Genomic DNA, 14,326 nt, shown 5'->3' on the forward strand with positions numbered 1-14,326 from the left:
GTGAAATTATTGAGAGTAAATCAACTGTTTTGGACAGTAAAGTTAGGGGAGCGTTGGAAAGACTGCCCTGACTTCCTCAGTTATCGTGTGAGCGAGTGAATGTCAACTTTTCCTTGTATATGATGTGTACATGACTCTAGCGGTCTCAATGTATATTTCAGTTCCTCCTCTGAAATATCATCTTCCACAAAAGGGTTGAAATACAGTAATGCAGTTTCGTAGCAGGCGATCGCTACACCGATGCGCTCCTCATGAGCAAGCCCTGCAACCATCTCAACCGTTTCCTTCACATGCTCGACATCACCACCGATACTACTGTGTACACGCAGACACCGGGTGGCACAGATGCCTGGTGGCAGCAAAGCCTCAACCGAGTGAATATGCTTTTCTTTAATGCCTGTCGCTATCCGTTCCAGCGTATAGGAATAGCCAACGCAACCTATTGGATCTGGAGTATGTACACTCTGAGCTAAATAATTCCCTAATACCGTTGCACTGGGGGGAATGAGTGCTTCCACTACAGCCTCAGCTTTGTATCCCATCGATTGAATATCGAGTAGGGCAAGTCGGTCGTGACCCCTTTCTTCTCTAGCTTTTTGTGCAGCCCACTGTGCCAAATTGTTCCGACCAAATGCAGCAAAGCGCCGAGAAGCTTCTTCTATCAGTCGCGGGTAGGTGTGAGTTAGATGGTAAGAAGCTGCGAGTTGCCATACCCAACGCGTGCGGGTGAGCTTTGGTGGTCTGCGATCGCTCTTGACTGTGTGCCAAGCATAGGCGATCGCTCTATCTAAAAGCTTTTGAGTTTGAGCTATCTTCTCTGCATGACTCATATTTGAGGCAAAGCGATCACCACTTTTTGCAGAAGTGGGTCGATGCCTTGAAGTGTAGTTAGCAGTCTTGATCACTGTTTCGTCAGGTACGAAACATGCTGATTCAGTATTAATTAAAAAGTCATTACGCATAGTTCGTTTCCTCACTTATAGTTGCTACAGAATTGGGGCAAGTCACTCGTGGCAATAACAGAGTTGTTGCGAAATAAGCTAAATAACGCATGAAATCTAGCACAGCAAGCATTTCGTCGGGTGGTTAAAATTTAGACAGTACAATGGGTTGAGCTATTTAAGGCGTTATTAAGCGACAATTCCAAAAAATTGCCAGTCAAGTAAGTAAATTGAACTGTGTTACAGCTTGTGGTACGGGAATGCTAGAGGAATGCGATTACACCCCCCGAAACACCAAATGCATATTGCATTTCTATGTCTTCCAGGATCTTGACTACCGCCTTGGCTACCAAGACATGGGCAATTTGCTGACTTTCTTTGAGAAACCCAATGTCCAATTGTGAGTTTCGCTGAACATTCGCAAGAAAAGAGGTAGTTAAAGATGACTTAGATGGCGAAAAAATCCCATACCCTTAGGACTTATGTATTGACAGAAACCTGATTGACAAACGGCTTCATTTGTGTATAAGGTTTAGGGAAACTAACAGGAAGCTTTTATGTTATGACTAACAAATGAATTGCACACAGGATGTGTTTGATTACCATCCTGCACATTTAATTAGAAGCAACGGTTATTTCGATCAGATAGTGTCAAACAAAGTCCAAACTGCCCTTTAGTTGCAGTGCTGGTGTAAGAAGCAAAGCATGGGCGCTGTCATCTGTCTTCCCTATTGCAAACCTTCGTCATAGGGGAACTCCACTTGGTGGCGGAAGAATTAGAAGTAAATACTCCTGCATCTCGTATCCTGCTAAAGTGCCTACCTGGTACTCAAAACCGTTCAGCAGCAGACTCAATCTGCAACCGAAGGAGTTTATCCACAGGTAATGTAGAGGAATCTAAAGTTTCGCAGCATTGCTGATTGCTCATCTTACGCACCCTCATATATGTGGTTGATTGACTGATGCCTGTTGCAGTTAAGTTTGCTAACTTTACAAAACTTTTGCAACTCAAGATAAGAAACTTAAGATAAAGATAAGTTATTTTTTTACTGTGACATTCTCCTCTTCTTTAAAGTTGCACAGACAAATGTACTATTTAGCCTAAAAAGCTTGATACGTGACCAATAGCGCGATTTCAGTTTTCAAAAACGTACATCTGTAAAAACTGATTTGGCAAAGCACAACACCTTAGTACAGCTTTGCATAAGTTGTTAGCCAATTAAATTTGGTAAAACTGTGCATCCCCTTGGACTGACTTTGCATCTCCACCGTACTCTTCTCTACGAGAGAGACGCCAGGGGCAAACAGGAAGCAAGCTACGCACAGTGTCTCCGACTTCTCTGTAAGTTTAAATTTCAACCCTCAACTGGCCACAAATGTACGAAACTACTTAGCACTCTTTTATGTACTTATTTACTAGGGTGATATTGGGGATAGCCGTTCTTGAACCCAATCAAACACCCCTGATGAGTTAAGCGCACAGTACATTGATTATACTCTCATGAAAGTAATAAAAGCTGTTTCCAGGCGATCGCCCCTGATAGATGTAAGGAAAGATTTATGTTTTTGAGGAGCAGGCGTACTGGTGGCGCACCACCCGCTACGAATGAAATAAACAAGCCAAATCTTCTTCACTTTTGCCTCCTGCCTTGTTTCTTGAAACAGTGTTAATAATGTTCAACCCAATTATCAAGAAATTTGCCCATTGTACCTGTACAAATACTTAAATAACGGGTTGCTTGAGAATAGTACAAGATGGAAATTTTAGCAAAGTTAACAAAACCTGTTATTTACATTTACTATCGTCTAAAACCGCTTCAGTTGGAACTTTGCCTAAAATCCAACTGAAAAACACAAACTTTTCCGCTTAAGTTTTCTATCTTAACTGGCTAAAAGCAATGTTGAAATAGATAATTATACGCAAAGCCCTTGAGAGAATTACTCACTCTCAAGGCCTCTTACCACTAACTTACTCGGTTATATCCCCCTATTGATGCATGGGGGCTTTCCCCTCTAATTTCGGTGGCTGCTATATGTAAACATTCTGGACAACAATGCTTTTGCTTTTCGATTCCTTTTTAGTAAGGAGCATACCCTTAGCAAAAACTTAAGTTTTTTTTAACAGCATATTACGTCTAAGAATAAACATCATAATAGCGCTTCGAGGAAAAAAGTTAAAACTTTCTAAAAAGTTTCTTCATCCATGTTGATGTTATGAACAGCCCTTTCAATATGGTAAAATTTCTCCTAATTTTTTCAGTTTCAAGCCTTGTTGCACATGGATTTAGTGTTGTTAACAGCATCTAAAAGATTAAGTGCATACACAAAGAAAATTGGTTGAAGATTGTAGAGGCTTGAAATGACGAAGCGAACCAACTACTACAACGATCTGTTAGGAGATTACTCCAAGCCAGAGCTAGTTTCTAATGAACTAGCAGTACAACTACTTAGAGACGGGGAGACATATCTTTCTCTACGTGAGAATACCCTACCTAAAATAACTCTAGAATACAGCTTAGAGCAAGTAGAACGGGAAAATAAACATTGGTGGGCAACCCACTGTGAAGCGCTACGACAAGGACGGGGGGACATTTTAGCAGGTGAGTATGCCAATAATCTCGTATATTTCTGTGCTGATGGGCCTTTTTATGGCATAACCGCAGCAACAAATAGAGAAGTAAATCGTTGGGCCATTCTTGCTCAACCAAATGTAACAATAGCTTGGCCAATTATTATGTTCAATGGTGAAGTTATCTACTCTGAATGGAATTGTTTTGATGATGAAACGAACGAAGTCATCATCAAGGGAAACGAAACTTTGCTTCGACGTGGACATCGAGGTGCGTGCTACTTAAAATGCGAGCAACTTAGTTTTTATCGCGACGTTTATGCCTCTGATGAATTGCTGTATTGGATCAGGCGATGAGCAAATTAGTTATCAGTGAACACTTATAAATGAATGAATAAAAAATATAACACTAAGCGAATTGATTTCTGGAGGTTAACTTAAATTTTACAATGAGATGAGAAATATTTAGACTCAACTCTAGTTCAGATAATCTGAGATGAAATCCAAGTGTATTTAATACAATGAATGAGGCTAAAGTAATGGACTCTAATTACTTATTAAATGGCATTGATTCTTATAACGTTAACATCGCTATTAATACGGCGATACTGACAAGTTTTGAAAAGTTCTTGCTTCAGTCCCAACCTTTGTTAAGCCATGTTTTTCGATTTATTGAGACAAATTATCATAATTCAATTAGTCTTAGAGAGGTGGCTGAGGCGGTCAGTCGGTCCCCTGCGTACCTCACCGACCTTGTACGGCGAGAGACTGGAAAAACCGTTCTCTGTTGGATTGTTGAGCGTCGTATGGTAGAGGCACGCCGTCTGCTCATCGAAACAGACCAGTCGGTAGAGCAGATTGCTGAAGCTGTGGGCTATCTAGATAGACGCCATTTCGGTCGCCAATTTCTCCGGCTCCACAATACAACCCCGCAAACATGGCGAAGGTCGCATCGGAGTAAGAGCATCCCATGTTGGCAAAGAGTCCCACAAAAGGCAAGCTCAAGCGAATTAATCAACCAGGAAACCACAACTGTGAGTTTTGCAGAAGCTCAACGGTTGCAAGCCTGTATCCAAGAGATTGCTGCGATTTTTAATAGGAGTACTGTTGCTAATGAAGTACTTATGTTAAAAAGTGAAAATGGTTCTGTTGCAAAAATAGACAATGGTTCGATACAAATTACCTTAGTATCAACTTGCTAATGATGTTGAAATAATTTTCAAGTTTTATTCAAGTCTAGACACCGATTCAGTATTCCAGAGAGGAGTTTAAAACTTGACGTACTCGAAGTTTTAATAAATCTTTTCGGATCTTTACAAGCAGATTAGCCCGGTATTTGGTATTAGTGAATCGGTGTTCTACAACTTTTGTACTTCAGCAGATATTCAGAAGTGGGCTGAAGGGGAATAATGCCAATTTCGGATGTCTGGAGAACTTTGCTATCTCACAGCTTTCGCAACTATGCCTGTGATATCTAGGGTTTGCTAAAGGCAACAAATTTGTTTCTACTAAGGTCATAAGAGGGAGTTTTAATCAGAGCTTGAGAGCAATCAATCAACAATCAACAGTTAACTCTCACTATATGAAAAATTGTCCTTGTTGCTTCCACCGACTTATGCAACAAATTAGTAATAATCAGATGTACTGGTTCTGCCGAAGCTGTTGGCAGAAAATGCCTTTGCTGGAAATAGAAAATTCAATTCCAGAAAAAGCTGAAAGCTTAGTAAAGCTTAACCAAATAAGATGCAAAAGATGACTAAAAAAATATTTTTTTGTAAGGAGAACAGCTTGTTAAATCAGAAGAATTTAATTATTAACTGGAAGGAATCACCCTAAAAAAAGTTAATACTGTTATTGCAATTTAAATGTGTGACAGCTTATTCACAACGTTTCAAAAGTTTGAATACAGATTAAGACACTAAAATCCGTTGATGATGCAGGAAGAAAATCATGGATAGTTTCACAAATTGGAGACAATTGCATTGGTCTGAATACGGTGCAGAACTTCTCGGAACTACATTTAATCTTTTTGTGGGATTTAGCGCAATTGTCTTCAATTTTGGCAAGGGCTTGCCGATGGAGGGTCTTATACCTAATCAAAGTATGCGTTTGTTGATTACGGGATTGGTATTTGCTGGGAGTGGGTCATGTTTTGCAATTTCGCCACTGGGGAAACTGAGTGGATCTCACCTCAACCCCTGTGTATCACTGGCATTCTGGGCACAAGGCAAGATGCATCAGCATGACATTATTGGGTACATTATTGCACAGTTTATCGGTGGAATTATCGCTGCTACAGCAGTGGTGGTTATCTGGGGAAACTACGCTACTAGTGTCGGGAATGCTATGACTTTACCTGGTAATGGTTACCCCCTCTGGTATGTATTCCTTGCTGAAGTTACCATGACCTTTCTGCTGGTGTTGTCTATCTTTATCTTTTTAAGTAGTCATCGGCTAATGCGCTGGACACCTTTGATGACGTGGATTCTAATAGCAACAATGGTATGGTTGGAAGCACCCATATCTGGTACGAGTCTGAGTCCTGCACGCAGCATTGGGCCTGCTTTAGTTTCATGGTCTTGGAAATACCAGTGGCTTTACTTCATTGCTCCACCAATAGGGGCAATGCTTGCTGTAGCCACCTTCCGACTCCTTGCTATGGGTGAGCGGGAAATTTTGACAGGCAAACTTTTTCACGTTCCTAATTATCGTTGTATTTTCAAAAATGTCAAAGTCCCACATAGTCTTAATTAAGTAATCACGGCAGGATTTTAAAGAGAAAAAGGTGGCATATACTGCACCTTTATTCCTATTTATTCAGGCAAACCTAGAGAATAGTTAATTCTGTTTTATTCACTTCAATTTTCTCAAAAATAAGGAGATGAAGAATGACGAATCTATTGATAGCTTATGTAGCAAATTACATAACACAAGATGACTTACTTGTAAAGCTAGGATTACCAATGTGAATCCTAGCTTTACAAGACAACAATCTTCTTTCCTTATAGCCCTAAAAAGACATTACACTATTTCACAAGGAGAATCGTATGAAACTTGAAGGTAAAGTAGCTTTGGTAACTGGCAGCAGCCAAGGAATTGGTCAAGCTATTGCAGTGCGCCTTGCTCAAGAAGGTGCAGATATCATAATTGACTACCGCAGTCATCAAGAAGGTGCCCAAGAAACTCTATCTAAAGTAGAATCCACCGGACGCTCTGGCTTAATTGTTAAAGCAGACTTGGGTGTAGTAAGTGAAGTTCGCCAGTTGATTCAATCGGGCATCCAACACTTCGGCAAGTTAGATATTTTAGTCAATAACGCTGGCATTGAGAAGAACGCCTCTTTTTGGGACGTAACAGAAGCAGATTATGATGCAGTGCTTAATGTCAACCTCAAAGGTGTGTTTTTTGCAACTCAAACCTTTGTTCAACATCTGATTGAGACTAAACGGACTGGAAAAATTATCAACATCAGCTCGGTGCATGAGGAACTCCCGTTCCCACATTTCACTTCTTACTGTGCGAGCAAAGGTGGCGTCAAAATGATGACGCGTAACTTGGCTATTGAGCTTGGGCCTCTTGGAATTACAATCAACAACGTGGCACCGGGAGCAATTGAGACGCCCATAAACACTCGTCTTTTAAACGACCCCGAAAAATTAGGCGCTCTGCTCAAGAATATCCCACTGGGCCGCCTGGGTCAGTCGCAGGATGTGGCTTCCCTAGTCTCTTTCCTAGCCTCACCTGATGCTGACTACGTAACAGGCTCGACTTTCTTTGTTGATGGGGGGCTGCTCTGGAACTATCAAGAGCAATAATGCTATATGAAGATTGAGCTAATTGGTAAAGACGTTTGAGTTTTTCATCGCTCATTGTTGCTCTCTTGAGGGTCTGTTCTAAATTAGCTGTTGTCGTCATCCATCAACTGATTGTTGAAAAACTAATAGGGAGTTTGCGAGCGCTCTGTTGCAAAAACCCCAATTATTAACACTACGGAATTATGGAACAGACCAGCACACATAGATACTTTATTCTCCTAGTAAAAATCACTTCCTTCATTTTCATCTGTGCAAAACTACTGCTGCTGACCTCTTGTAGTTCTACAAAATTGGACATATCATCGAACTTGTCCTATGCAGCAAGCGCGATCGCAGATGGGTCTGGTGCAGCTAATTTGTCTAATACAACACTGCCACCAGCGGATGTTATCAAGCCAATAGAGGTTTTAAGAAGCCAAAAATACTCTGAAGGAATTGTCATAGACCGTGAAGGCAACCTCTACTTCTCTCAAACCAAAGCCGGAACCATTACAGTTTTACCTCCCAATGCTACTCCTCGACTTTGGGCTAAAGTTGAAGGTGCTAACGGACACAAGATTATGTCCGAAGGTTTTCATATTGTCGCAGCCAAAAACTCGGTTGTAAAACTAGATGCCAATGGTCAGATCGTAAAAGTGGTTGCAAGGGAATTTAACGGCAAGCCTCTACAGTATCCCAACGACATCACCATTGATAAACAAGGAGGATTTTACTTTACTGACTCCGGCAACTCAAATTCCCAGACCCCGAATGGCGCGGTTTACTACGTGTCTGCAACAGAGAAAATTAGTCAGGTTGCTAAAGGATTAGCCTTCGTCAATGGCATTGTCCTCACCCCAGATAGCAAGCGCCTCTTTGTTGCCGAGAGCAATAAAAATCGAATTTTGGAGTACAACGTGTTGTCGCCAGGAAAGGTAAAATCTCAGAAAGTGTTTGCTGAACTCCCTGTCAAACAGGGAAAACAAATCGACAATCAGCCTGATGGGATGTGCATAGACGCACAGGGAAATCTTTACGTGGCTCACTATGGCATGGGTCAAGTGCAAGTACTCAACCCTAAAGGGCAACTGCTCCGTCGATATTCCAGCGGCAACCTCACTACCAGCAACTGTGCCTTTGGCGGTTCAGATATGAAGCATCTGTTCGTCACAGGTGGCGTGCAAACGGAAGAAGGTCAGGGAGGAATCTTCCGTTTAGACTTGGGCGTGCGTGGGTTGGACATTCGCCCCAGAAGTCAAGGTACTACTTCTATTAAGAGAGACAGTTAAAAAATGGGGAAGCTAGACAAAAACATCTGTCAATCTGCTCTTAGGTCAGGTTTAACTGATTAGAGACATTCGCGGCGAAGACAGGTGGATTAATGCATGGAGATAAATCGTAGACAAATGTGCGTCACCTTTTAGCTTCCTAATGCTACTTAGCATAGACATTACAAAACAGTAAAACTATGACTGCTGAAGAAACAAGATTACAAGCAGACCAAAATCGCACCGCTTACTGGAAACGCTGGGGTCCTTACCTTAGTGAACGGCAATGGGGAACAGTAAGAGAAGATTACAGTTCAAGTGGTGAAGCTTGGGATTACTTTCCCCACGACCACGCGCGTTCCCGTGCCTACCGTTGGGGAGAAGATGGAATTGCCGGAATTTCAGATAATCATCAGCGTCTATGTTTTGCTCTCGCTTTATGGAATGGCTGTGACCCAATCCTCAAAGAAAGAATGTTTGGTTTAACGGGAAGAGAAGGCAATCACGGGGAAGATGTCAAAGAATACTACTTCTATCTGGACAGCACTCCCACTCACTCCTATATGAAATGTCTGTATAAGTACCCGCAGCAGGCCTTTCCATACACCGACATTGTTGAAGAAAATCGACGCAGAAGTCGTCACGACCCTGAATTTGAGTTGCTGGATACAGGCGTGTTTGCTTCGGATCGCTACTTTGATGTGCTTGTTGAGTATGCCAAAAACACACCTGAAGATATTTTAATTCAAGTTAGTATTATCAACCGGGGGCTAGAAGAGAAAACACTCCATCTTTTGCCAACGCTCTGGTTTCGCAATACCTGGTCTTGGAACCCAATTCAAGAGAAACCCTTTCTTAAAGTCTTCAAATCTGACCCCACATTCAGCATTGTAGAAGCTTCTCATCCAACTCTTGGAGATAGATGGCTCTACTGTGACGGAGCTACGGAACTCCTATTTACAGAAAATGAAACTAATTATGAAAAATTATTTGGGGTAAGTAATGCTTTTCCTTACGTTAAAGATGGAATTAATGATTATTTGGTACACAATCGCAAAGAAGCAGTAAATCCAAACCAGATGGGCACTAAGACTTCAGCCCATTATGAATTGTCAATTGGTGCAGGCGAAATTAGAACTGTTCGAATGCGCTTAAGTGATTTTTCTGGCTTAACAAAACCATTTGGAGTTGATTTTGATAAAACTTTTCAGAACCGCATAAAGGAGGCGGATGAATTTTATCACCGCATTTGTCCTTTCCAGTTATCTGAGGATATGCACAATGTACAACGGCAAGCATTTGCTGGTATGTTGTGGAGCAAACAATTTTATTACTATGTAGTAGAAGAATGGCTTAGGGGCGATCCTATGGGACCGAAACCACCTCTAGAACGCAAGTATGGCAGAAACCACGAATGGATTCATCTGCATAGCGATGATATTCTCTCAATGCCAGATAAGTGGGAATATCCTTGGTTTGCTGCTTGGGATTTAGCGTTTCATCTGATTCCACTAGCAATGATTGACCCAGATTTTGCCAAGTACCAGCTCGAACGATTGACACGGGAATGGTATATGCACGCCAACGGTCAAATTCCCGCTTATGAGTGGGCTTTTGGTGATGTGAATCCGCCAGTTCATGCTTGGGCTGCTATGCGGATTTATGAGATTGAGAGAAAAATGTATGATCGTGCTGATAAACAATTTTTGGAACGTGTGTTTCAAAAGCTACTAGTCAACTTTACCTGGTGGGTGAATCGGAAAGATATAGAAGGAAACAATGTCTTTCAAGGCGGTTTCCTGGGATTAGACAATATTGGAGTTTTCGACAGAAGTGCTGAACTTCCCACAGGTGGACGCATAGATCAGGCGGATGGCACTAGTTGGATGGGTATGTACTGCCTGAATATGCTGACGATAGCCCTAGAACTGGCAAAAGACAATTCAACCTATGAAGACATTGCGAGCAAGTTTTTTGAACATTTTCTTTACATTGCTGATGCCATAGACGGCATTGGTAATGCAGAAATAGCACTTTGGGATCAAGCTGATGGCTTTTTCTACGATGCATTGCATTTACCTGATGGTCGGCATTTCCCTGTGAAGGTGCGCTCGATAGTGGGGCTGATTCCACTGTTTGCCATTGCTACCTTAGAACCAGAAACTTTGAGGATGTTCCCAAGATTTAAACAACGGATGGAGTGGTTTATTCGTAACCGTCCTGACTTGAGACAAAATGTTGCTTGCATGGAAACACCAGGCGTTGGTGCCAGAAGACTGTTAGCGATCGTAGGTCGAGATAAACTCCGGCACATCCTGCAAAGGATGTTAGATGAAAAAGAATTCTTAAGTCCTTATGGCATCCGCGCTGTTTCTAAATTTCATGAGGTACATCCTTATATTCTTACAACAAATGGTCATGAGTACCGAGTGGATTACGAACCCGCAGAATCTACTACTGGTCTATTTGGTGGCAACTCCAACTGGCGTGGACCGATTTGGTTCCCTATAAATTATTTGCTGATCGAATCACTCCAAAGGTTCCACCATTACTTGGGTGACGATTTCAAAGTGGAGTGTCCAATCGGTTCTGGTCAAATGATGACACTTTGGGAAGTTGCGACTGAGTTATCTCAAAGACTGATTCGGATTTTTTTGCAAGATCCGTCTGGTCAGCGACCTGTTTATGGCGGCACCGAAACGTTCCAAACAAACCCTCAATGGTGCGATTTGATTCTTTTCAATGAGTATTTTAATGGCGATAACGGAGCCGGAATTGGTGCCAGCCATCAAACTGGCTGGACTGGTTTAGTAGCAGAACTGCTCCAGCAGGTTGGGATGCATTTGCATTCGTGACAGGTTAAGGTAATTCGGGAGCAACGCTATTATGACTTGAACCATAACTTGGTTCTGCGCCCTCTCTCTTCATACTCTTTTTTTGGCAACGGTATTGGTATTGCGAGAAACTTTTATCCCCAATCGCTCCGAGAGTCTTACCCCTGCTGCACCACCATTAGCTAAAGCAATCGCACTCAGTCGTTGAGCTAAACGTAGAGTTCTTCTCGCCCAAGGTGCGGTTACAGTGGTCAACTTTTCTGTAAAAATGCGTCGTTTACACAAAGTATTGATGCAAAAAAAGAGAAAATTGCGATCATCAATTTCTTTTTCTGGCGATCGCCTACGTGGGCGGAACGCCATTGCTGGAGAGTGCAGTGTAGACAATCGCATCCTTGATTGCCTTGGGAACTTATGCAGCAAATCACTGAGGAGCCGTGTCAAGTTAACGTTTCATGCACGGTTTTGTAGCCGAGTCAGGGGGTGACTTCCTGGCTTAGGCATCCATCTACTGACCGCCGCTTGCGTACAGCACTTCACCCGTGACCCAGTGGGCGTTGTCGGAAACAAAAAAAGCAACTACTTGGGCAATATCTTCGGGAGTACCTAGCCGACGGAGGGGGGTGTTCTGGGGTAGTTGTTGGCGAACCTCTTCTGATACTCCAACTTTTAGCAGTTCAGTGTCTGTCGAGCCAGGTGCTACGGCGTTGACTGTGATACCTCGCGGACCTAGCTCTGCTGCCAAAACTTTCGTCAGTGCATTCACTGCCCCTTTCGTAGCACTGTACACCGATGTTGTAGGAACCGAAAACTTCGTGACATTGCTCGATATGTTAATGATTTTGCCTCCTCGCTCACCAAAGTATTTTACCGCCTCGTGCGAACAAAGCAACATACCGCGCACATTGATAGCAAACAACCGATCAATCATTTCAGCATTGATCTCCTCTACTGGACGGTTATCGATAACGCCAGCATTGTTTATCAGAATATCAAGTTGTCCATATTTCTGAATCACTTTGGTGAATAAAGGCGGTATTTGGAATGGTTCACTGACATCGCTGTGCACAGCTATCGCCTCCCCACCTGCGTTTTGGATTTGGCTAACGACTTCTTCAGCAGCACTTTGGCTGCGGTTGTAATTAACGACGACCTTCGCACCATCTGTAGCTAGTTGTCGAGCGATCGCTGCGCCAATTCCTTGCGAAGCACCAGTTACGATTGCAACTTTTCCAGTTAGAGATTTCATAAGGATACCTCCTGACTTATGTAATTTCTTAGTTGTGTTTTGAGTCTGCGATATTCGGGGTAAAATGAGCATCTGATATGGCGGATGTACTACATAGTCGTAAATATACGTATTACATAAAGTCAAACCTTCAATCTGTCGTTGCGGCTTTTAGTTGTAATAATTTTGTTTATGCGTTTGTAACACTTTCGCCAACAGTCGTCATGAACTGCGTACACCAGCACACATGGAAATCTATTTCCAAGTCAGTATCCATTGCTCATTTCCCCCCTATTCTTAATGCTCTTCAACAGATTCTTGCCTACAATTAACTTGGCATTTTTCAACAGATGCACCAGTTTGGTCTACAAGTGAATTCAGATTAAAAATGATTTGAGATGCACAGACCGTAGCTACAAGCCCGATCAGCCAAACGGGTGATAGCTCTTTGCCAAATAGAGCAACGATTAGAATAACCGCTGCAGCCCCCATACGATAAGCTGTCTGGACTTTGCAGTATTTCCTGTCTTCAGGAATTAAACCCATCAAATAGATGACCCTTAGGGATAGTATGCATATGGCTGCACTACAACAAACTAGCCAGCGCACTTGAGATGACAGAGCTATGTCCGGAGCACTGGAGACAAGATGTTTCACACCAGATCCAATAGTTGCTATACCAATGGCTAGGGGCAGATGGGCATAGAACCACCATCGATAGCATCTTATACAAGTACCGTTGCTAGCGGCTCGGATTGCTGAGCCACTAAGGTTGTCAAAGTAGCTCCACCACAAACTAAAAGCAATGGTAATACCAAATACAGCTGCAATTGCTGATGAAGTAGTCCATTGTTGTCCGGTAACACCATTGACTACAGCGCTGATCGACTCACCCAACAAGATTAGAGTGAACAATCCAAAGCGTTCTGGTAAGTGAGAAGCGTGAGGGGCAAATTCTACATCTAGTTTTCCGGTTGACAATTGGGTTGCAAAGCTAATTGTCAGTTCAAAAAACCAGAGTACGAAGCGCAGGGGCGATTGCACCAGACAAGAAAGCAGCAAAATTGTGGCACCAATTCCAAACCTCAGTGCGAATCGAGTTGTCAGTGGACGCGTGGAGATTATATGTTGTCGAGCACGGAGGTATTCAATTACAAGTACAAACCGAGAGATAGCATAAGAGAGGGCAAAGCCAGTCGAAGTCTCACCTAACCCCCGGTGTGTGTTAACTGCCATTGCCGCGATTGCTACCATCTGAACCACAGTTAACAGTCGATGCACTAAGTCGTCTGTATCAAACCGAGTCGCATAAAATGTCGCACCGAGCCAAGACAACCAGAATGGCAGGAAGAGTACCAAAAAACTAAAAAAGCTGAACAAAGAGACATTTTCATCGAGCTTGCGAGCTAACTGGGCAATTGCCACCACAAAAATCAGATCGTAAAAGAGCTCTAACCAGGTTGCATGCCTTTGTTCTTCGCTGCTTTTACCCATGCGTAGTCCTAGTTGCCATAAGTCTTTCGTCATAATCAACCCTACCTCTGAACTTCTCCACGGCTAAATCCGTGGGTTCTACTTAGATTGCCCGGACCCTAGACCCTATGCGCGGGATGTTCCTCTCGGACTCTTGCTATTGGCTACAATAGCCGTTGATAATTGACTGGAATTCTAAGCCCGATTACACCACTTTGT

Annotated in this window: 10 protein-coding genes and 1 pseudogene; 6 read left to right on the forward strand and 5 right to left on the reverse strand. The window is 42.6% G+C overall.

What is annotated here, in order from left to right:
• Window positions 1–80: 80 nt before the first annotated feature.
• Together HUN01_RS00995 and HUN01_RS35895 are read right to left on the reverse strand one after the other, a co-directional pair.
• The gene (locus HUN01_RS00995; protein WP_181927140.1) at window positions 81–962 is read right to left on the reverse strand and encodes a hypothetical protein; all 882 of its coding nucleotides are present in this window, start codon (window positions 960–962) and stop codon (window positions 81–83) included.
• Between the two features lie 242 nt (window positions 963–1,204).
• Window positions 1,205–1,339 (reverse strand): hypothetical protein, encoded by a 135-nt coding sequence (locus HUN01_RS35895; protein WP_257797963.1) that lies wholly within the window; start codon window positions 1,337–1,339, stop codon window positions 1,205–1,207.
• A gap of 1,961 nt (window positions 1,340–3,300) precedes the next feature.
• Here HUN01_RS35895 and HUN01_RS01000 point away from each other — a divergent pair.
• The 6 genes from HUN01_RS01000 to HUN01_RS01025 all read left to right on the forward strand — a co-directional run bounded on the left by HUN01_RS01000 (window position 3,301) and on the right by HUN01_RS01025 (window position 11,427).
• A complete protein-coding gene (locus HUN01_RS01000) occupies window positions 3,301–3,867 on the forward strand; it encodes a hypothetical protein (protein WP_181927141.1) in 567 nt (188 codons plus the stop codon).
• Between the two features lie 182 nt (window positions 3,868–4,049).
• Window positions 4,050–4,712, forward strand: coding sequence for a helix-turn-helix domain-containing protein (locus tag HUN01_RS01005; protein ID WP_181927142.1), 663 nt, complete (start codon window positions 4,050–4,052; stop codon window positions 4,710–4,712).
• 748 nt (window positions 4,713–5,460) lie between these two features.
• Window positions 5,461–6,264 carry an MIP/aquaporin family protein gene (locus HUN01_RS01010; protein WP_181927143.1) on the forward strand — a complete coding sequence of 268 codons (804 nt, stop codon included), beginning with the start codon at window positions 5,461–5,463 and terminating at the stop codon, window positions 6,262–6,264.
• A gap of 293 nt (window positions 6,265–6,557) precedes the next feature.
• Window positions 6,558–7,325: a glucose 1-dehydrogenase gene (locus tag HUN01_RS01015; RefSeq protein WP_181927144.1), complete on the forward strand. Its 768-nt coding sequence runs from the start codon at window positions 6,558–6,560 to the stop codon at window positions 7,323–7,325.
• 308 nt (window positions 7,326–7,633) lie between these two features.
• Entirely contained in the window at window positions 7,634–8,593 is a 960-nt protein-coding gene (locus HUN01_RS01020) for an SMP-30/gluconolactonase/LRE family protein (protein ID WP_238845331.1), read from the forward strand.
• Window positions 8,594–8,772: 179 nt separating this feature from the next.
• Entirely contained in the window at window positions 8,773–11,427 is a 2,655-nt protein-coding gene (locus HUN01_RS01025; RefSeq protein WP_181927146.1) for an MGH1-like glycoside hydrolase domain-containing protein, read from the forward strand.
• A 96-nt stretch (window positions 11,428–11,523) separates the two neighbouring features.
• Here HUN01_RS01025 and HUN01_RS01030 read toward each other — a convergent pair.
• The 3 genes and pseudogenes from HUN01_RS01030 to HUN01_RS01040 form a co-directional block, all read right to left on the reverse strand.
• Window positions 11,524–11,709: pseudogene (locus tag HUN01_RS01030) on the reverse strand (ISL3 family transposase); the annotation flags it as partial.
• 205 nt (window positions 11,710–11,914) lie between these two features.
• Complete coding sequence (locus HUN01_RS01035) at window positions 11,915–12,655, reverse strand: SDR family NAD(P)-dependent oxidoreductase (RefSeq protein WP_181927147.1); 741 nt, start codon at window positions 12,653–12,655, stop codon at window positions 11,915–11,917.
• A 276-nt stretch (window positions 12,656–12,931) separates the two neighbouring features.
• Window positions 12,932–14,161: a low temperature requirement protein A gene (locus tag HUN01_RS01040; protein ID WP_181927148.1), complete on the reverse strand. Its 1,230-nt coding sequence runs from the start codon at window positions 14,159–14,161 to the stop codon at window positions 12,932–12,934.
• Window positions 14,162–14,326 lie beyond the last annotated feature (165 nt).

Source organism: Nostoc edaphicum CCNP1411 (assembly GCF_014023275.1).
Classification (GTDB): domain Bacteria; phylum Cyanobacteriota; class Cyanobacteriia; order Cyanobacteriales; family Nostocaceae; genus Nostoc; species Nostoc edaphicum_A.

Bases quoted from the DNA above. Each gene is read 5' to 3' on its own strand.
- HUN01_RS01035 (WP_181927147.1), bottom strand. From the start codon at position 12,655: ATGAAATCTCTAACTGGAAAAGTTGCAATCGTAACTGGTGCTTCGCAA.
- HUN01_RS01005 (WP_181927142.1), top strand. From the start codon at position 4,050: ATGGACTCTAATTACTTATTAAATGGCATTGATTCTTATAACGTTAAC.
- HUN01_RS01000 (WP_181927141.1), top strand. From the start codon at position 3,301: ATGACGAAGCGAACCAACTACTACAACGATCTGTTAGGAGATTACTCC.
- HUN01_RS01025 (WP_181927146.1), top strand. From the start codon at position 8,773: ATGACTGCTGAAGAAACAAGATTACAAGCAGACCAAAATCGCACCGCT.
- HUN01_RS01010 (WP_181927143.1), top strand. From the start codon at position 5,461: ATGGATAGTTTCACAAATTGGAGACAATTGCATTGGTCTGAATACGGT.
- HUN01_RS00995 (WP_181927140.1), bottom strand. From the start codon at position 962: ATGCGTAATGACTTTTTAATTAATACTGAATCAGCATGTTTCGTACCT.
- HUN01_RS01040 (WP_181927148.1), bottom strand. From the start codon at position 14,161: ATGACGAAAGACTTATGGCAACTAGGACTACGCATGGGTAAAAGCAGC.
- HUN01_RS01015 (WP_181927144.1), top strand. From the start codon at position 6,558: ATGAAACTTGAAGGTAAAGTAGCTTTGGTAACTGGCAGCAGCCAAGGA.